This window comes from Streptomyces glaucus (assembly GCF_039533365.1).
GTDB classification, from domain to species: domain Bacteria; phylum Actinomycetota; class Actinomycetes; order Streptomycetales; family Streptomycetaceae; genus Streptomyces; species Streptomyces glaucus.
On the sequence record NZ_BAAATK010000021.1, the window covers coordinates 100,951 to 120,000 of the forward strand.

Consider the following 19,050-nt stretch of genomic DNA (forward strand, 5'->3'; position numbering starts at 1 on the left):
GCATGAACTACCAGCCCACCCCCGAGGACAGGTTCACCTTCGGCCTGTGGACCGTCGGCTGGCAGGGGAAGGACCCGTTCGGCGACGCCACGCGGCGCGCCCTCGACCCGGTCGAGACGGTGCAGCGCCTGGCCGAGCTGGGGGCCTACGGGGTGACCTTCCACGACGACGACCTGATCCCCTTCGGGGCCTCCGACACCGAGCGCGAGTCGCACGTCAAGCGCTTCCGGCAGGCTCTGGACGCGACCGGCATGACCGTGCCGATGGCCACCACGAACCTCTTCACCCACCCCGTCTTCAAGGACGGCGCGTTCACCGCCAACGACCGCGACGTGCGCCGCTACGCGCTGCGCAAGACGATCCGCAACATCGACCTGGCGGTCGAGCTGGGCGCCGAGGTCTACGTCGCCTGGGGCGGCCGCGAGGGCGCCGAGTCGGGCGCCGCCAAGGACGTGCGGGCCGCGCTGGACCGCATGAAGGAGGCGTTCGACCTCCTCGGCGAGTACGTGACCGCCCAGGGCTACGACATCCGCTTCGCGATCGAGCCCAAGCCGAACGAGCCGCGCGGCGACATCCTGCTGCCCACCGTCGGCCACGCCCTGGCGTTCATCGAGCGCCTGGAGCGTCCGGAGCTGTACGGCGTCAACCCCGAGGTCGGCCACGAGCAGATGGCCGGGCTGAACTTCCCGCACGGCATCGCCCAGGCGCTGTGGGCGGGCAAGCTCTTCCACATCGACCTCAACGGCCAGTCCGGCATCAAGTACGACCAGGACCTGCGCTTCGGCGCCGGCGACCTGCGGGCCGCGTTCTGGCTGGTCGACCTGCTGGAGAGCGCCGGTTACGAGGGGCCGCGCCACTTCGACTTCAAGCCGCCGCGGACCGAGGACCTCGACGGCGTGTGGGCCTCGGCCGCGGGCTGCATGCGCAACTACCTCATCCTGAAGGAGCGTTCGGCCGCCTTCCGCGCCGACCCGGAGGTCCAGGAGGCCCTGCGCGCCGCCCGCCTGGACCAGCTGGCGCAGCCCACCGCCGCGGACGGACTGCAGGCGCTGCTCGCGGACCGCACGGCCTTCGAGGACTTCGACCCCGAGGCGGCCGCCGCGCGCGGGATGGCCTTCGAGCGCCTGGACCAGCTGGCGATGGACCACCTGCTGGGCGCACGCGGCTGACCGCACGCGCGGGCGCGCCGGCGGCCGGCGACGGCACGTCGTGCGCGGCGCGCGCCCGGGCGGCCTCGCGCGGAACGCCCCGGGAATCATGCGGTCCCCGCCATGAGCCCCGGGCGACCGCCGCGCGGGGGCCGCGCCGCGGGCCGCCCCCCGGGACACGACGGTCCCGGGGGGCGGCCCTCCCCGGGGAGGAACCCGCCGCACTTCGTGCTCGCCGTGCTCGTGACCGCCGGCGCCCTCACCGCCGTGATGCCGACGGCCCGGGGCGGCGCCGCTCCCGCCGGACGAGAGGCCGCCCGGCGGGAGCGGCGCGAGCGCCGGTCCTTCCCCGGCTCCCTCCCCGGGCTTCCCGGCCGTCCTGCCCGGCGGACCGCCCCCGTCCCCCCGGGGGCCCGTCGCTTCCCGGGCGGGGCGGTGAAGACCCCGGCGCCGGCCTCGGCCGGTTCACCGGCGACGGCGAGGACGTCCGGGCCGAGCGCCTCACGGCGGGCCGGCCCGTCCGGACCTCGGGGAGTTCACGGGGCGGTCCCGTCCGCGGAAGCCGCCTCCGTCCAGGCCAGAGCCGTCGCCGGGTCCCCGGCCGCGCCGCCCGCGGGCACCCAGCGGCCGCGTTCCCTGCGGTACGGCCACCAACGGCCGTCACGTCCCAGCCGCAGCTGGCCCGGGGCGCCGACGACCGTCCACCGGTTGCCGCGCCGCCGCAGCGACGGCCGCTCGGCCTCGTCCCAGGCCGACTCCAGGGCGGCCCGCGCGCGGGCCAGGGCCTCACCCGTCACGGCCCACTCCTCCTCGAGCACGGACAGCGCGGCCGCACCCCCGTGACGCCACGCGCGCACGGCCGACTCCAGTTCCTCCCGGCCGCGCCCCGACCCCTCGGCGAGCCGGTCCAGCACGGCACCGTCGAGGCCGCCCGCGGCGGCCAGCCGCACCGCGTCCTGAGCCACCGTCGGCTCCTCCTCCGGTGCCTGCCGGCCGTGTCCGGGCCGGAGCGCCTCGGCGAGCAGACGGCGGGCCTCCGCGACGGTCCGGGCGGCCAGGACCTCCAGCGCGGCCGGATCGACCCCGGGCGCGGGCGGCGTCCCGGTGTCCAGGGGCGGCGGAACCCCCGGCTCCCGGGGGAGCCCGGGCAGGGCGGGCAGCGGGGGCAGCGCGTCGCCCGCCGCGTACGCCTCGGCGGCGTCCACGCCCTCCGGCCGCGCGGGCCGGTTCCCGGCGGGCGCGGCGCCGCGGGCCTGGAGGGCGTCCAGCAGGGCGCGTTCCCCGCGCCCCCGCACCAGCAGCAGGACGAAGGGGTCCCGGTCCAGCAGCCGCGCCATCTGGTGGCAGAGCGCCGCCGTGTGCCCGCAGTGGTCCCAGGCGCCGCAGTCGCATTCCGGCTCCAGATCGCCCGGGCCCGGCAGCAGGCCGACGCCCGCGGCCGCCGCGTCCTCCACGAGGTGCGGCGGCATCTCCCGCTCCAGCAGCGCCGCGACATGCCCGGCCCGCTCGACGGCCAGGTCCACGAAGCGGTCCCACTGCCCGGCGGACACCTCCTCCAGCAGGACGTCGGCCCGGTGCGCCGTGCGGTCGCGGTCCCGGACGACCGCCGTGATGCGTCCCGGCCGCACCGACACCGCGCCGACCGCTCCCGCGCGCGCGAGGCGGCGGCCCGCCCTCACCTGCTCCGGGTCCAGCGCCGTGTCCTCCAGCGCCGCCAGCCACGCCTGCCCCCACCACGTCCGCGCGAAGCCCTGTCCGCGGGCGGGCGGCGGCACCGCGAACGTGCGCCCGGCGTCCTCGTCGTACCGCGTCATCGCGCGCCCCCTCGCAGCTCCACCAGTTCGGCCAGCTCCGCGTCCGTCAGTTCCGCCAGCGCCGCCTCGCCGGAGCCGAGCACCGCGTCGGCCAGTTCCCGCTTGCGGCTCAGCAGGCCGGCGATGCGGTCCTCGACAGTGCCCTCGGCGATCAGCCGGTGCACCTGGACGGGCCGCGTCTGGCCGATGCGGTACGCGCGGTCGGTGGCCTGCGCCTCGACGGCGGGGTTCCACCACCGGTCGTAGTGCACGACGTGCTCGGCCCGGGTGAGGTTCAGCCCGGTGCCCGCCGCCTTCAACGACAGCAGGAAGACGGGAACCTCGCCGTCCTGGAAGCGCCGCACCAGCGTCTCCCGCTCGGTGGCCGGCGTCCCGCCGTGCAGGAACAGACAGGGCACCCCGCGGGCCGCCAGATGCCGTTCGAGGAGGCGGGCCATCCGCACGTACTGCGTGAAGACCAGGACGCCCGCCCCCTCGGACACGGCGGTGCCGAGCAGTTCGTCCAGGAGCTCCAGCTTCCCCGACCGGCCGGCGATCCTCGGCCGCTCCTCCTTGAGGTACTGCGCCGGGTGGTTGCAGATCTGCTTCAGACCGGTCAGCAGTTTCACGACCAGCCCGCGCCGCGCCATGCCGTCGGCGCCGGAGATCCCGGCGAGCGCCTCCCGCACCACCGCCTCGTACAGGGCGGCCTGCTCCCCGGTCAGGGACACGGGGTGGTCGGTCTCCGTCTTCGGCGGCAGCTCGGGCGCGATCCCCGGATCCGACTTGCGGCGGCGCAGCAGGAACGGGCGGACGAGCCGGGCGAGCCGCTCCGCCGCGGCCGGGTCCCGGCCGCCCTCGACGGCGTCCGCGTAGCGCCTGCGGAAGGTGCCGAGCCGGCCCAGCAGCCCGGGGGTCGTCCAGTCGAGGATCGCCCACAGCTCCGACAGGTCGTTCTCCACGGGGGTGCCGGTGAGCGCCACGCGCGCGCGTGCGCCGATGGAGCGCAGCTGCCGCGCCGTCGCCGAGTACGGGTTCTTCACGTGCTGGGCCTCGTCCGCCACGACCAGGCCCCACGCCACGCCGGCCAGCCGGTGCGCGTCCAGGCGCATCGTGCCGTACGTGGTGAGCACGAACTCCCCGTCGGCCAGGCCGTCCAGGTCGCGCCGCGTGCCGTGGAAGCGGCGCACGCGGGTGCCGGGCGCGAACCGCTCGATCTCCCGCTGCCAGTTGCCCATCAGGGAGGTCGGGCAGACCACGAGGGTGGGCCCGGCGGCCGACGCGTCGGTCTGCCGGTGCAGGTGCAGCGCGATCAGGGTGATCGTCTTGCCCAGCCCCATGTCGTCGGCGAGACAGCAGCCGAGGCCCAGGGACGTCATGCGGGCCAGCCAGTTCAGGCCGCGCCGCTGATAGTCCCGCAGGGTGGCCGCCAGGGCCGCGGGCTGGGCGACGGGCTCCTGCGCCTCGGGATCCGCGAGCCGCTCCCGCAGGACCGCCGGCCACCCGGTGGGCCGCACCTCGACCGGGCGGCCGTCGACCTCCGCAACGCCCGTCAGCGCGGCGGCGAGCGCGTCGACGGGCGTGACCTCGCGGTCCTGGCGCGCGCGGGCGTCGCGCACCTCCCGGGGATCGACCAGGACCCACCGGTCGCGCAGCCGTACGAGGGGGCGGCCGGCCTCGGCGAGCCGGTCCAGCTCCTCCCGCGTGAGCTGCCGGCCGCCCAGCGCGAACCGCCAGCTGAACGCCAGCAGCGCGTCCGCGGACAGGAACGAGGGCCCCCGCGCGGACAGCCTGCCGGTCCCCGGCCCGTCGTCGAGCGGACCGATCCGCGCGTGGGCGGTCAGGCCGCGGGCCGCCTCCTTCGGCCAGTGCACCTCCACCCCGGCGCCGGCGAGCGCCCGGGCGCCCTCCCCGAGGAGGTCGGCGACCTCCTCGTCGGCGAGTTCGACGCGGTCCGGCACGGCGGCCGACAGCAGGGACGCCAGCGGCGGCCAGGCCCGCGCCGCGCGGCGCAGGGCGAGCAGGGCGTCCCTTCGCGCGCCGGGTCCGAACGCCCCGTCCCCGGTGCCGGTCCACACGTCGCGGGCGTCCGCGACGAGCGCGGTGTCGCTCACGCCGTGCACCTGCAGCACGGCCCGGAACGCAGGCGTCGCCTCCTCCGGCGCCGCGGCCGTCAGGCCGGACACCTCGACCCGCAGCGACAGCCGTACGCCCGCGTCGTGGCCCGCGGCGACATCGGCGGCCCAGGCGCGCTGCTCGGACAGGTGCGTCGGCTCCTGCGCCGCGTAGGCCGGCCCGCCCGTCAGGAGCGGGGCGGCGGGGGAGCGGGGCAGCGCGTCGGCGACCGCGTCCAGGAAGGCGCGCACCAGCCGCTCCGGGGCGGGCAGGCGCGGGGGTCCGGCCGGGTCCACCGGCACGGCGTGCGCCTCCGGGGGCATCGCGGCGGCGAGGTGACGGATCCCCTCGGCCTCCGCCGCGCGCAGCGGGCCGGCGCGCCAGGCGTCGTGGCCGCCCGCCGACAGGCCGGGCAGCAGCAGCCCGCGCGCCACCAGGTGCAGGGCGTACCCGGCCGCCGCCCCCCAGAACAGGGCCGACCGGTGCCCGTGCGCGCCGGCCCGCGCACGGGTGAGGACCGGCAGGGCCGCCCGCACCGGCACCAGCACGGCGGGCACGCTCACCAGCTCGACCCCGGCGCCCGCGGGAACGGCGACCGTCAGGTCGTCGGAGAATCCCGACGCGACCGCCGGCGGGATCCCGGCATCGGGCCGCCAGAAGGCCACGGAGCCGGTCCGGGCCGGGTCGCCGGGTACGAACACGGCGCAGCACCGGGCCAGTTCGGAGATCTCGGACGGTGGTGCCGCGGGAGGCGTCTGCACAGCGATGACTGACTCCTCAAATTTGACTAGTCGATTCGGGTCGCCGAGAGTACCGGACTTCCGTGCCCGCCCGGCAGGTCCAGACTGTGATGTAGGTCACCATGTCGAGAGGGCGGTGCTTCTTCGAGGCGGAACCGGCGGCGGCGTCTCGGGGCACATCAGGGTCGAGTCTCAGGGTCCCCTCGGGGTCCCGGCCGGAACCGCCGCAGACGCGGGCCCGTTCTCAGAACGGAGCGGCAAGCGCCGCGAAGGAGGCGACACCGATGTCGAACAACGCCAAGATCGCCGCAGGAGGCGTGGCGGCCGGGCTCGTCCTGTGGATCTGGCTGCCCTGGTGGGCCGCCCTCCTGGTGATTCTGGGAGTCCCGGCCGCCGCGTACCTCGCGCTGGACCCGTCCCAGCGGCGCAGGCTGCGCCGTGTCACCCGCAAGGAGCTCGGCCGCTGAGGGGCGCGGGGCGGCGGGCCCGGGGCCGCCCCACGCTGCGGACTCGCCTCCGCCTCGCCCACGGGCCGGCACCCTCTGGAGTCAGGCCCGGACGCGGTGGCCGAGGGCAGGCCGTGGGCGTGAGTCCCCGGCCACCGGCGCAGGCCGTCGCGCCGCGGTCGTGCGCCTGGCCGAGCCGCGGCGCACGACCGCGGCCGCGGGAAAGGGGTCCGGCGCCGCCCGGAACCCCGTGTCCGTGCCGGGGAGCCCCGCGGCGCCCGGGGGCTCAGCCGGGACGGACGGCCATCCTGCCGAGGGCCTCCAGCAGGCCCGGCAGCTCCGGTCCCCGGCCCACCGGCAGGACCTCGCCGGGCTCCTCGTCGAGCAGCACGAACGCGATGTCGTCGGTCCTGGCCACCAGCGACCAGCCGGGGCCGTCGGCGCGCAGCGTCCGCGCGCCGCCCGGCGCGAAGGACGACCGGACCCGGCCGGGGGGCGGCGGCGTGTCGAGGTAGGCGCGGGCCTGCGCGAGCGCACGCCGGATCCCGCTGCGGACATCCCCGCCCCCGGCGCCGTCCCCGGCCGCTTTCGTGTCCTCTCCGGCTTCCTCCCGGCCGCCGGCGGCCTCCCCGGCGCCCCGCGGTGCCGAGAAGCCCGCGTCGTCGACCTGGTCCCGCCACAGCGACCAGTGCAGCGCGATCTCGTCGGCGCCCAGGCGCCGCTGGGCAGGCCCCCAGACGGTGGTGTCCGGCGGCGACAGGACGGGCGGGCCGGCGGGCCCGGGAGCGGGGTCGTGCGGCGCGGGAACACCGGGAGCCGCGACGGCGACCGCGAGCGGCCAGCCGGGGAGGGCGGCCACGACCGTACGGTCGTCCGGGGACAGCTCGTACTCCATGCCGCAGTCCCAGGACGCGATGGCGACGGCGACCAGCGAGACGTCGTCGACGACGACCGTCCACCGGGCGCCGTCGTCGTCCTGGCCGAGCACCAGGCCGTACCCGTCGGCACGCGGCGGGAGACCGAGCGCCGCACACGCCTGCGGGTAGTCGTCGCCCAGCACGCTCGGAAACTGCGCCGGGGTGAGCAGTACCGCCGTGAGCACGTGGAGCGTGTCGCCCGCGGCGGCGACGGCGTCCTCGTCCGTCCCGGCCATCCCAGCCTCCCCAGGAGTTCGTCCAACGGCGCGCACCCTAGTGCGACCGAACGGCCGTTGTCACGACCCCCTCATCTCGTCCGGAGCCGCGGTTCCCCGGCCGAGCGGGACGCGCCGCCCCCGTCCGCCGCGTCCGACGCGCCGGGCACGTCAGACGCGGGGAAGCCCCGCGGGCGTGGGCGACGGCCCGCCGGGCTCTCGTCGCGCTCCCGGGCGAGCGCGACGAGAGCCCGGCGGGCCGGCCCGCTCACCCCGCACGCCCGCGCCTGCGGCGGCCGCGGTCCGCAGCCGCCGCAGGCGCCCGTCAGCCCTCGCGGACGGCCAGCGCCAGGAAGCGGCTGTCCTCGTCGGCGTACGACGTCATACGCCACCCCGAACCGGCCAGCAGCGGACGCAGACGGGGCTCCGCGCGCAGGTCGTCCGGCGTGACCCGGCGACCCTGGCGGGCCGCGAGCGCCGCCCTGCCGATCGGGTGGAACAGCGCCAGCACGCCTCCCGGGCGCACCACGCGCGCCAACTCCCGCAGATTCTCGGCGGGATCGGGCAGGTGCGCGATCAGGCCCGCCGCGAACACGGCGTCGAGCGACCGCGACCGCAACGGCAACGCGGCCACGTCGGCCAGCAGCAACCGTCCGTCCCGGTCCCTCCCCGCCCGTACGGCGGCCCGGAGCATGGCCGGGGTCAGATCGACCCCGACGACCACGCCCGAGGGGCCCACGGCGGCACGCAGCGGCGGCAGGGCACGCCCGGTGCCGCAGCCCGCGTCGAGCACGCGGTCCCCCTCCCGCAGCCCGAGCCCGGCGACGGCGGCCGCGTAGGCCGGGCCGTCGTCGGGGAAGCGGCTGTCCCAGTCCGCGGCGCGAGCGGTGAAGAACTCCCGGACGTGCGTGTGGTCGTCGTTCATGACTCCGCATGATCCCCCATCCGGCGTCGCGGGAGACGGGTCCACCGCACCGGCGCCCGGGCCGCCGGCCGGCGACGGGCCCGGCGTGGGCGGGCCCCTCCCGGTGGGCGGGGCCGGGGAGACCGGGCCACCGCGCGCGGAGGGACCGCTCGGTGCGGCGGGCCGGTGGACAGAGGGCGCGGACGGCGCGGGGCGCGGGTGACGGACGCCCGCCACTCGGCATCGGTCATCTTCTGCGCCATGCCTCCCCTGCGCCTTGCTCCGCGCCCGGAGGTGGGGAAGGCTGGCGCGGAGAGATCCTCCGGGCCAGGAGGAGACATCCACGGGGAGAACACGGGGAGATCATGGCGCAGAACCAGGGACTTGGCTGGCTGCTGGACGACCTGACGGAGCGCGTCGAACACGTGCGGCACGCACTGGTCCTGTCCAACGACGGCCTGGTGACGGGCGCGAGCACGGGGCTGCGACGCGAGGACGCCGAGCACCTCGCCGCCATCGCCTCCGGACTGCACAGCCTGGCCAAGGGGTCGGGCCGCCACTTCGGCGCCGGCAGAGTGCGCCAGACCATGGTCGAGTTCGACGACGCGGTCCTGTTCGTCACCGCGGCCGGCGCCGGCAGCTGTCTGTGCGTGCTCAGCGGCGCCGAGGCCGACATCGGGCAGATAGCCTACGAGATGACGCTGCTCGTCAACCGGGTCGGCGAACACCTCGACGTGGACGCCCGGAAGCCCGAGCGGGCCCCGGCCACAGACCTCTGACCTGGAGATTCGTCACCTCCGTGGAGTTGTCCACAGGCCCGCCACGAGATGCGCCGAAACGGCTACGGTCTTTTCCGGGCGGGCGCACACGGCGTCGGCCGCGCGACTCCACGGGGGAGACGACCATGTCCGGCGACATCATCACGCACGACGCCGCAACCACCGCCGGACGGACCGCCGGCACACGTGGCACCGCGGTCGCACCGGGCCGTGCGGCGCCGGAACCCGTCCCGGTGCACGTCACCGGGCGGCCCGGGACCCGTACGAGCGTGCCTGCCCGAACCGGCTGCGGCCGGCACCACCGGTGCGCGCCGTGCCGGGCCCACCGGCCGCGCGCCTCGCCGAGAAGCTGGCGACGGCGGACGACGCGGGCGGGACCGCCCGGCTCCAGGCGGACCTGACGGAGGCGCCGGCCGAGGCGCGGAAACACAGGCCGGCGCCGCGCCCCGCCCCCGTCCGGCGCGGATCCGGAGCGGGAGCCGGCCGGGCGACCGGGCCGGCCGCGCCGCACGGGCTCGTGACCTACAGGGCCCGGAACAGGCCCTCCTGGACGACGGACACCAGCAGGCGTCCCTCCACGTCGTAGATCCGCCCGCGCGCCAGGCCCCGGCCGCCCGTCGCGATCGGCGACTCCTGGTCGTACAGGAACCACTCGTCCGCGCGGAACGGCCGGTGGAACCACATGGCGTGATCCAGCGACGCCATGTCGAAACCCCGCGGGCCCCACAGGGGTTCCACCGGAATGCGCACGGCGTCCAGCAGGGTCATGTCACTGGCGTAGGTCAGCGCGCAGGTGTGCACGAGCGGGTCGTCGCCCAGCGGCCCGACCGCGCGCATCCACACGGCGCTGCGCGGCTCGGCGTCCTTGATCTCCTCGGGCGTCCAGCGCAGCCGGTCCACGTAGCGGATGTCGAAGGGCTGGCGGCGGGCCATCCGTTCCAACTGCTCGGGCAGCGCGCCCAGATGCTCCCGGATCTCGTCCACGACCGACGGCAGGGACTCCGGGTCCGGAACCTCGCGGGCCGGTGGCAACTGGTGCTCGAAGCTCCCCTCTTCGGGCTTGTGGAAGGAGGCGGTGAGATTGAAGATCGTGCGGCCCTGCTGCACGGCGGTGACCCGGCGGGTCGTGAACGACCGTCCGTCCCGGACCCGCTCGACCTGGTACACGATCGGCACGCCCGGCCGGCCCGGGCGCAGGAAGTACGCGTGCAGCGAGTGCACGGGGCGGTCGCCCTCCGTGGTGCGGCCGGCGGCGACCAGGGCCTGGCCCGCCACCTGCCCGCCGAAGACCCGCTGCAGGGACTCCTGCGGGCTGCGGCCACGGAAGATGTTGACCTCGATCTGCTCCAGGTCGAGCAGGTCGACGAGCCTCTCGGCCGGATTCGTCATGGGTGGGATTCTCCTGTGCTCACAGCTGGCCGACATCGGTGACGCGGACGACCGCGCGGCCCTCCGCGTCGGAGGCCGCGAGGTCGACCTCCGCGCTGATGCCCCAGTCGTGATCGCCGTTCGGGTCGTCGAAGATCTGGCGGACGCGCCACCGGCCGTTCTCCGGCTCCTCGTCGATGACCAGCAGCTTCGGGCCGCGGGCGTCGGGGCCGGTGCCGAGGTCGTCGTACTCGTCCCAGTACTTGTCCATCGCCTCGCCCCACGCCTCGGCGTCCCAGCCGGAGTCGGCGTCCATCTCGCCCAGTTCCTCGACCTGGTCCAGGGCGGCGAGCTCCACACGGCGGAACATGGCGTTGCGGACGAGGACGCGGAAGGCGCGCGCGTTGGCGGTGACCGGCTTGACCTGGTCGGCCTTCTCCTGCGCCTCCTCCGCGGTCATCTCCTGCGGGTTGGCGAGCTGCTCCCACTCATCCAGCAGGCTGGAGTCGACCTGGCGCACCGTCTCGCCGAGCCATTCGATCAGGTCCTGCAGGTCCTCCGACTTCAGGTCGTCGGGGATGGTGTGCTCCAGGGCCTTGTAGGCGCCGGCGAGGTAGCGCAGCACGATGCCCTCGGTGCGGGCCAGCTCGTAGAAGGACACCAGCTCCGTGAAGGACAGCGCCCGCTCGTACATGTCGCGGACGACCGACTTCGGCGACAGCGGATGGTCGCCGACCCACGGATGGCTCTTGCGGTAGGTGGTGTACGCGTGGAAGAGCAGCTCCTCCAGGGGCTTCGGGTACGTGATGTCCTGGAGGCGCTCCATGCGCTCCTCGTACTCGACGCCGTCCGCCTTCATCGCGGCCACGGCCTCGCCGCGCGCCTTGTTCTGCTGGGCGGCGAGGATCTGCCGCGGGTCGTCCAGCGTGGACTCCACGACGGACACCATGTCCAGCGCGTACGACGGCGACTCGGGGTCCAGCAGCTCGAACGCGGCCAGCGCGAAGGTGGACAGCGGCTGGTTCAGCGCGAAGTCCTGCTGCAGGTCCACGGTGAGCCGGACGATGCGGCCCTGGGCGTCCGGCTCGTCCAGCTTCTCGACGACACCGCCGTCCAGCAGCGAGCGGTAGATGGCGATCGCCCGCCGGATGTGCCGCAGTTGCTGCTTGCGCGGCTCGTGGTTGTCCTCCAGCAGCCGGCGCATCGCCTCGAAGGCGTTGCCGGGCCGGGCGATCACCGACAGCAGCATGGTGTGCGTGACCCGGAAGCGGGAGGTGAGCGGCTCCGGTTCGGACTCGATGAGCTTCTCGAAGGTCTTCTCCGTCCACCCGACGAACCCCTCGGGCGCCTTCTTGCGGACGACCTTCCGCCGCTTCTTCGGATCGTCGCCGGCCTTGGCGAGGGCCTTCTCGTTCTCGATGACGTGCTCGGGGGCCTGCGCGACGACGAAGCCCTCCGTGTCGAAGCCCGCGCGTCCGGCCCGGCCGGCGATCTGGTGGAACTCACGGGCGCGCAGCGTGCGCACCCGGCTGCCGTCGTACTTGGTGAGGGCGGTGAACAGCACCGTGCGGATCGGCACGTTGACGCCCACGCCGAGGGTGTCCGTACCGCAGATGACCTTCAGCAGACCGGCCTGGGCGAGTTTCTCCACCAGACGCCGGTACTTGGGCAGCATGCCGGCGTGGTGGACGCCGATGCCGTGCCGGACGTAACGGGAGAGGTTGCGGCCGAACTTCGTGGTGAAGCGGAAATTGCCGATCAGCTCGGCGATCCGGTCCTTCTCCTCCCGCGAGCACATGTTGATGCTCATCAGCGCCTGCGCCCGCTCCACGGCCTGCGCCTGCGTGAAGTGCACGATGTAGACGGGGGCCTGCCGCGCCTCCAGCAGGTCGGTGAGGGTCTCGGTGAGCGGGGTGTAGCGGTACTCGTAGGAGAGCGGCACCGGCCGGGTCGCCGAGCGGACCACCGCCGTGGGGCGGCCCGTGCGGCGGGTGAGGTCCTTCTCGAAGAAGGCGACGTCGCCGAGCGTGGCCGACATCAGGACGAACTGCGCCTGCGGCAGCTCCAGCAGCGGGATCTGCCAGGCCCAGCCGCGGTCCGGCTCCGCGTAGAAGTGGAACTCGTCCATGACGACCTGGCCGACGTCCGCGTCCTTGCCGTCGCGCAGCGCGATCGACGCCAGCACCTCGGCGGTGCAGCAGATGACGGGCGCGTCGGCGTTGACGGACGCGTCGCCGGTGAGCATGCCGACGTTCTCGGTGCCGAAGAGCTTGCACAGTTCGAAGAACTTCTCCGACACCAGCGCCTTGATCGGGGCCGTGTAGAAGGTGACCTCGTCCCGGGCCAGCGCGGCGAAGTGAGCTCCCGCGGCGATCATGCTCTTGCCGGAGCCGGTGGGCGTCGACACGATCACGTTCGCCCCGGAGACCACCTCGATCAGCGCCTCCTCCTGGTGGGGGTAGAGCGTGAGGCCGCGCTCCTCGGCCCACGACTCGAAGGCTTCGTACAGGGCGTCGGGGTCGGCGGTCGGCGGGAGCTGATCGATGAGGGTCACGCCCCCATCTTGCCTGGCCTCCTCCCCGATACGGCAATCGGCTGCCCGTTCGAAGATCGCGAACGCTACGCTGTGTCGCCGGCGGAGCGTCGACGCGCCCGGTCGACCGGGCAGCGGCACACGAGGAATGGGGCGGGCAACGGCGATGATGGGACCAGCACACTCACTGTCGGGTGCCGCGGCCTGGCTCGGCGTCGGAGCGGCGACCGCAGCGGCCGGGCACCCGATGCCCTGGCCGGTCCTCCTGTGCGGCGCCCTGATCTGCGCCGGAGCCGCGCTCGCACCCGATCTGGACCACAAGGCGGCCACCATCTCGCGGGCCTTCGGACCGCTGTCGCGCCGGCTGTGCGAGATCGTGGACAAGCTCTCCTACGCCGTCTACAAGGCCACGAGGAAGCAGGGCGACCCGCGCCGCTCCGGCGGGCACCGCACGCTCACGCACACCTGGCTGTGGGCGGTCCTGATCGGCGCGGGCTGCTCCGCCCTGGCGATCACCGGGGGCCGCTGGGCGGTGCTGGCGATCCTCTTCGTGCACATGGTGCTCGCCATCGAGGGCCTGCTGTGGCGGGCGGCCCGGGGCTCCAGCAGCGATGTGCTGGTCTGGCTGCTGGCCGCGACCAGCGCGTGGATCCTGGTGGGGACCCTCGACCAGCCCGGCAACGGGTCGGACTGGTTGTTCACGGAGCCCGGCCAGGAGTACCTGTGGCTGGGCCTGCCGATCGTGCTGGGCGCGCTGGTGCACGACATCGGGGACGCGCTGACCGTCTCGGGCTGCCCGATACTGTGGCCCATCCCGGTCGGCCGGAAGCGCTGGTACCCGGTCGGGCCGCCGAAGGCCATGCGGTTCCGGGCGGGCAGCTGGGTCGAGCTGAAGGTGCTGATGCCGGCGTTCATGGTGCTCGGCGGAGTGGGCTGCGCGGCGGCGCTCAACGTCATCTGAGCCGCGGGGCCGGCCCCGCGGCTCCGGCCGGGCCGGCCCGCGAGCCCCCGCCGGAGCCCGCGCACGGGGCCTCGTCCGGACTCGTCCGCGGGGCCGCGGCCGTCCACCCGCCGCCGGCCGGGCCGGCCCGCGAACACCCGCCCGGGCCCGCTCGCGAACCCCTGGCCGGGCTCCTCCCCGGCGGCTCAGCCCGTGCCGCCGCCGCTGCCCCGGCCCTCGCCGCCGTAGCGCCGTTCGAACCGGGCGATGCGGCCCTCGGAGTCCACCGTGCGGGCCTTGCCGGTGTAGAAGGGGTGACTCTCCGAGGAGATCTCCACGTCCACGACCGGGTAGGTCTCCCCGTCGTCCCAGGCGATGGTCTGGTCGCTGGTCGCCGTGGACCGGGTCAGGAAGGCGTAACCGGCGGCGCGGTCGCGGAAGACCACGGGGTGGTAGTCGGGATGCGTGTCCTGTCGCATGGCTGCTCCTTGCTCGGCGCGGGTCGGGGCGGCGCGGGGACGGCGGAGCCGGCCGCGAGGTCAGCCGGGCAGGGCGTCCTCGTCGACGATGTGCACCGCGGCCTCCTCCGCGGAGGCGGCGGCGCCGTCGATGCCGACGTCCGTGGCGATCAGCGCGGGCTCGTCGTCCTCGTGCGTGCCCTCGTCGGGTGCCACGAGCCGGCCGGAGCGAACCGCGCCGACCTCGTTGTCCAGGAGTTCGCCGTCGGTGCCCTCGCAGTCGCCGAGGCCGTCGCCGCCGGGTGCGACGGGATCCGGCACCTCCTCGGCGAGCCGCTGCTCCAGCGTCTCGCCGCGCAGGCGCTCCGCGGCCGTCACGCCGATGTGCTCCACGGCCCAGGGCCGCTCCGGGGGGGACCAGCCCGGGTCGAGGGGGTCGTCGACGCCCTCGTAAGCCAGGGTGTCCTGCGTGTCGAGCAACCCCGCGTCATCCACCTGCTCGGATCCGTCGGGCTGGTAGACGTCGTCTCCCCATCCTTCGGCGCTGTTCACGGGTACCTCCAGGGGTGGGACGGGCGCCTTCTCGACTGCGGATCGCGGTCGGCCGCCGCCGCGCGGGGCACTGGCGTCGCCCGTCGCCGGACCGAGAGGTTCCCGGGCGCCCCCGAACCGGTGCCTGTCCCCAGCCTTCCACCCGGGTTCGGCACCGCGCAACGGCACGGGCCCGGGCCGGGGGAGCGAGGTTCCGGGTGCGCGCCGCACCGTCCCCGGCCCGCTCCGGTCCGGTCCGGGCCCGTGCCGCTTCGGTCCGGCTCCGTCCGCTTCGGTCCGGCCCCGGTCACCCGGCCCCGGCGCTTCGGCCCGTCCCGTCACCCGTGCCAGGACCGCCACAGCGCCGCGTACGCGCCGTCCGCCGCCACCAGCTCGTCATGGCTGCCGAGCTCGCTGATGCGGCCGTTCTCGACGACGGCGATGACGTCCGCGTCGTGGGCGGTGTGCAGGCGGTGGGCGATGGCGACGACGGTGCGGCCGTCCAGGACGCGGGCCAGGGAGCGTTCCAGATGGCGTGCCGCCCGGGGATCGAGCAGGGAGGTCGCCTCGTCCAGGACCAGGGTGTGCGGATCGGCCAGCACCAGGCGGGCCAGCGCGATCTGCTGGGCCTGGGCCGGGGTGAGCGCCAGACCGCCCGAGCCGACCTCGGTGTCCAGGCCGTCGCCGAGCGCCCGGGCCCAGCCGTCCGCGTCGACCGCGCCCAGCGCCGCCCACAGCTCGGCGTCGGTGGCGCCGGTGCGGGCGAGCCGGAGGTTGTCCCGCAGGGAGCCCACGAAGACGTGGTGCTCCTGGTTGACCAGGGCGACGTGGGAGCGGACCCGTTCCGCGGTCATCCGGGACAGTTCGGCGCCCCCGAGGGTGACCCGGCCGGCCCGCGGCCCGTAGATGCCGGCGAGCAGCCTGCCCAGGGTGGACTTGCCCGCGCCCGAGGGGCCGACCAGCGCCAGCCTGGTGCCGGGAGCGACCCCCAGGGACACCTCGCGCAGGACGTCGACGCCCTCCCGGTAGCCGAAGCGCACCCGGTCGGCGTGCACGTGGCGGCCGTCGGGGACCAGTTCCGGGTCACCGGCGTCCGGCTCGATGTCCCGGACCCCGACCAGCCGGGCCAGCGACACCTGCGCCACCTGCAGCTCGTCGTACCAGCGCAGGATCAGTCCCACGGGATCGACGAGCATCTGGGCGATCAGCGCGCCCGTGGTCAGCTGCCCGATCCCGATCCAGCCCCGCAGCACGAACACCCCGCCGACCATGAGGACGGAGGCGAGCACCGTCACATGCGTGACGTTGACGACCGGGAAGAGCACCGAACGCAGCCAGAGCGTGTAACGCTCCCAGGCCGTCCACTCCTTGATCCGGCGCTCCGACAGCTCGACGCGGCGCGGACCGAGCCGGTGGGCCTCGACGGTGCGCCCGGCGTCCACGGTCTCGGCGAGCGCGGCGGCCACGGCGGCGTACCCGGCGGCCTCCGAGCGGTACGCGGAGGGCGCCCGCCGGAAGTACCAGCGGCAGCCGGCCACCAGCAGCGGCACGGCGATCAGCACGGCCGGCGCCAGCGGCGGAGCCGTCACCACGAGCCCGCCCAGCAGCAGCGCCGCCCACACCACGCCGATCACCAGCTGGGGCACGGCCTCGCGCATGGCGTTGGCGAGCCGGTCGATGTCGGTGGTGATCCGGGACAGCAGATCGCCCGTCCCGGCCCGCTCCAGGACGCCCGGCGGCAGCCCGACCGACCGGACGAGGAAGTCCTCGCGCAGGTCGGCCAGCATCCGCTCGCCGAGCATCGCGCCGCGCAACCGCACCTGCCGTACGAACGCGGCCTGGACCACCAGCGCCACCACGAACAGCGTGGCGGTCAGCCCGAGGCGCAGCTCCCGGGCGCCGTCCGACACCCGCTCCACCAGCCCGCCCAGCAGGTAGGGGCCCGCCATGGAGGCGGCCACGGCGACGGTGTTGACGGTGACGAGGACCAGGAACGCCCGGCGGTGCCGGCGCAGCAGCTCGGCCACGTAGGCGCGTACGGTCGCGGGGGCGCCGACGGGCAGGGTGTGCGCCGTGGTCGGGGCCGCCGGGTCGTACGCCGGGGGCGCCACGCCGATCATGCTGTCTCCTCGATCTCTTCCAGCTCTTCCAGTTCCCGCAGTTCCTCGAGCGCGTCGTGCAGGGCGTCCCCGTCGGCGCGGGAGGCGTCGCCGGTGCCCGCTCGGCGGGCGGTCTCCTCGTCGGTCTCACGGGTCACCACGGCCCGGTACCGGGGCTCGGTGCGCACGAGCTCGCGGTGGGTGCCGGCCGCCGCGACCGCGCCCTCGTGCAGGAACACGACCCGGTCGGCGCGGTCCAGCAGCAGCGGCGAGGAGGTGAACACCACGGTCGTGCGCCCCGCCCGCAGGCTGCGCACGCCCTGAGCGACACGCGCCTCGGTGTGCGAGTCGACGGCGGAGGTCGGCTCGTCCAGGACCAGCACCTCCGGGTCCGTGACCAGCGACCGGGCCAGCGCGAGCCGCTGGCGCTGGCCGCCCGACAGGGACCGGCCGCGTTCGGTGATCCGGGCGTCCATCGGGTCCTCGGCGCCGAGCGACCCCTGCGCCAGCGCCGCCAGCACGTCCTCGCACTGCGCGGCCGCCAGCGCCTGCCGGGCACTCACCTGGCCCGAGGCGGGCACGTCGAGCAGCTCGCGCAGGGACCCGGACAGCAGCACCGGGTCCTTGTCCTGCACCAGGACGGCCGTACGGGCGGAGTCGAGCGGCAGCTCGTCCAGCGGCACGTCGCCGAGCAGCACCGAGGCGCCCTCCTCCGCGGGGTGCCCGCCGAGCCGTTCGGCCAGCCGGCCGGCCGCGTCGGGATCGCCGCACACCACGGCGGTGAGCCGGCCGGCGGGCGCGAGCAGACCGGTGGCCGGGTCGTACAGGTCGCCGGACGGGACGCCGGCCGCGCGGGAGCCCGCGGTGTCCGTGGCCCGCTCCAGCGCCAGCACGCGCGCGGCCCGCTTGGCCGAGGGCCGCGAGAAGGAGTAGGCCATCGCGATCTCCTCGAAGTGCCGCAGCGGATAGGTGAGGATCATGACCGAGCTGTAGGCGGTGACCAGTTCGCCGACGGTGATCCGGCCCTGGCGGGCCAGCTGGACGCCGTACCAGACGACCGCGATCAGCAGCAGTCCCGGCAGCAGCACCTGGATCGCGGCGATCAGGGACCACATGCGGGCGCTGCGCACGGCCGCGTGACGGACCTCCTGGGAGGCGCGGCGGTAGCGGTCGAGGAACAGTTCCTCGCCGCCGATGCCGCGCAGCACGCGCAGGCCGGCGACGGTGTCCGAGGCCAGTTCGGTGGCGCGGCCCGCCTTCTCCCGCTGGACGTCGGCGCGCCGGGTCGCCCGGGGCAGCAGCGGCAGCACCGCGACGGCCAGCACGGGCAGGCCCACGGCGACGACCACGCCGAGCGCCGGCTGGTAGACGAGCAGGCCCGCGCAGACCAGGACGACGGTGAGCGCGGCCGCGGTGAACCGGGAGGTGGCCTCCACGAACCAGCCGATCTTCTCGACGTCGCCGGTGGACACGGACACGACCTCACCGGCCGCGACGCGCCGGGTCAGCGCCGAGCCCAGCCGGGCGGCCTTGCGGGCCAGCAGCTGCTGGACCCGGGCCGCGGCCGTGATCCAGTTGGTGACGGCGGCGCGGTGCAGGAAGGTGTCCCCGAGCGCGGTGGCCACGCCGCACAGGGCGAGCAGCCCGCCCGCGAGGGCGAGCCGTGCGCCGGAGCGGTCGACGACGGCCTGGACGGCGATCCCGACGCAGAACGGCAGCGCGGAGACGGCCCCGAAGTGCAGCAGGCCCCAGGCCAGCGACCGGAGCTGACCGCCCAGCTGGTTGCGGAAGAGCCACCACAGGAACCGGGGGCCCGAGCGCGCGTCCGGCACGCCCGGGTCGGGGTACGGAAGATCTTGAATCTGCATGACGTCCCAGTGGCTCGTGTCAGGGGTGGCGGAAGCCGCGAGGCGCGGCATCGGACGGGCAGGGCGAGCGGCAGCTGCCGACGGCAGCAAACTGTGACAGGTTCGCGTCGCGGCGTGGTCGAAATCAAACGGTTTTCCAGGTGCGTGCGCGGATCCGGCTGCCGGGGGACGCCGGACCTCCGTTCCTGCCGCCGCG

The 19,050-nt window shown here is 75.3% G+C and carries 15 protein-coding genes; 5 read left to right on the forward strand and 10 right to left on the reverse strand.

The window, feature by feature from the left end:
• Positions 1-2: 2 nt before the first annotated feature.
• A complete protein-coding gene (gene xylA / locus ABD363_RS17770) occupies positions 3-1,169 on the forward strand; it encodes a xylose isomerase (RefSeq protein ID WP_344604591.1) in 1,167 nt (388 codons plus the stop codon).
• Between the two features lie 515 nt (positions 1,170-1,684).
• Here the strand turns inward: xylA and ABD363_RS17775 are convergent.
• Both ABD363_RS17775 and ABD363_RS17780 read right to left on the reverse strand, forming a co-directional pair.
• Entirely contained in the window at positions 1,685-2,962 is a 1,278-nt protein-coding gene (locus ABD363_RS17775; RefSeq protein ID WP_344604593.1) for an SWIM zinc finger family protein, read from the reverse strand.
• On the reverse strand, positions 2,959-5,817 hold the full coding sequence (locus tag ABD363_RS17780; protein ID WP_344604595.1) for a DEAD/DEAH box helicase: 2,859 nt from the start codon (positions 5,815-5,817) through the stop codon (positions 2,959-2,961). Before ABD363_RS17780 ends, ABD363_RS17775 begins: the two co-directional genes overlap by 4 nt.
• Positions 5,818-6,080: 263 nt before the next feature.
• Here ABD363_RS17780 and ABD363_RS17785 point away from each other — a divergent pair, with 263 nt between their 5' ends.
• On the forward strand, positions 6,081-6,263 hold the full coding sequence (locus ABD363_RS17785; RefSeq protein WP_344604597.1) for a hypothetical protein: 183 nt from the start codon (positions 6,081-6,083) through the stop codon (positions 6,261-6,263).
• 265 nt (positions 6,264-6,528) lie between these two features.
• On the opposite strand, the gene ABD363_RS17790 is transcribed toward ABD363_RS17785, so the two are convergent.
• Positions 6,529-7,395, reverse strand: a complete 867-nt coding sequence (locus ABD363_RS17790; protein ID WP_344604599.1) for a hypothetical protein — start codon at positions 7,393-7,395, stop codon at positions 6,529-6,531.
• 304 nt (positions 7,396-7,699) lie between these two features.
• Positions 7,700-8,299, reverse strand: coding sequence for a class I SAM-dependent methyltransferase (locus ABD363_RS17795; RefSeq protein ID WP_344604601.1), 600 nt, complete (start codon positions 8,297-8,299; stop codon positions 7,700-7,702).
• A gap of 344 nt (positions 8,300-8,643) precedes the next feature.
• Here ABD363_RS17795 and ABD363_RS17800 point away from each other — a divergent pair, with 344 nt between their 5' ends.
• Positions 8,644-9,057 carry a roadblock/LC7 domain-containing protein gene (locus ABD363_RS17800; protein WP_344604603.1) on the forward strand — a complete coding sequence of 138 codons (414 nt, stop codon included), beginning with the start codon at positions 8,644-8,646 and terminating at the stop codon, positions 9,055-9,057.
• 7 nt (positions 9,058-9,064) lie between these two features.
• The gene (locus ABD363_RS17805) at positions 9,065-9,643 is read left to right on the forward strand and encodes a DUF6397 family protein (protein WP_344604624.1); all 579 of its coding nucleotides are present in this window, start codon (positions 9,065-9,067) and stop codon (positions 9,641-9,643) included.
• On the opposite strand, the gene ABD363_RS17810 is transcribed toward ABD363_RS17805, so the two are convergent.
• A complete protein-coding gene (locus ABD363_RS17810) occupies positions 9,580-10,446 on the reverse strand; it encodes an acyl-CoA thioesterase (RefSeq protein ID WP_344604604.1) in 867 nt (288 codons plus the stop codon). The genes ABD363_RS17805 and ABD363_RS17810 overlap by 64 nt on opposite strands.
• 19 nt (positions 10,447-10,465) lie before the next feature.
• Positions 10,466-12,979: a DEAD/DEAH box helicase gene (locus ABD363_RS17815; protein ID WP_344604606.1), complete on the reverse strand. Its 2,514-nt coding sequence runs from the start codon at positions 12,977-12,979 to the stop codon at positions 10,466-10,468.
• A 145-nt stretch (positions 12,980-13,124) separates the two neighbouring features.
• Here ABD363_RS17815 and ABD363_RS17820 point away from each other — a divergent pair, with 145 nt between their 5' ends.
• Positions 13,125-13,919, forward strand: a complete 795-nt coding sequence (locus tag ABD363_RS17820; RefSeq protein ID WP_344604608.1) for a metal-dependent hydrolase — start codon at positions 13,125-13,127, stop codon at positions 13,917-13,919.
• Positions 13,920-14,104: 185 nt separating this feature from the next.
• Here the strand turns inward: ABD363_RS17820 and ABD363_RS17825 are convergent, their stop codons facing one another.
• The 4 genes from ABD363_RS17825 to ABD363_RS17840 all read right to left on the reverse strand — a co-directional run bounded on the left by ABD363_RS17825 (position 14,105) and on the right by ABD363_RS17840 (position 18,854).
• Positions 14,105-14,377 carry a type B 50S ribosomal protein L31 gene (locus tag ABD363_RS17825; protein WP_344604610.1) on the reverse strand — a complete coding sequence of 91 codons (273 nt, stop codon included), beginning with the start codon at positions 14,375-14,377 and terminating at the stop codon, positions 14,105-14,107.
• 60 nt (positions 14,378-14,437) lie between these two features.
• Positions 14,438-14,908 (reverse strand): DUF5709 domain-containing protein, encoded by a 471-nt coding sequence (locus ABD363_RS17830; protein ID WP_344604612.1) that lies wholly within the window; start codon positions 14,906-14,908, stop codon positions 14,438-14,440.
• Between the two features lie 317 nt (positions 14,909-15,225).
• Positions 15,226-17,007, reverse strand: coding sequence for an ABC transporter ATP-binding protein (locus ABD363_RS17835; protein WP_344604613.1), 1,782 nt, complete (start codon positions 17,005-17,007; stop codon positions 15,226-15,228).
• Entirely contained in the window at positions 17,004-18,854 is a 1,851-nt protein-coding gene (locus tag ABD363_RS17840; protein ID WP_344604614.1) for an ABC transporter ATP-binding protein, read from the reverse strand. Before ABD363_RS17840 ends, ABD363_RS17835 begins: the two co-directional genes overlap by 4 nt.
• Positions 18,855-19,050 lie beyond the last annotated feature (196 nt).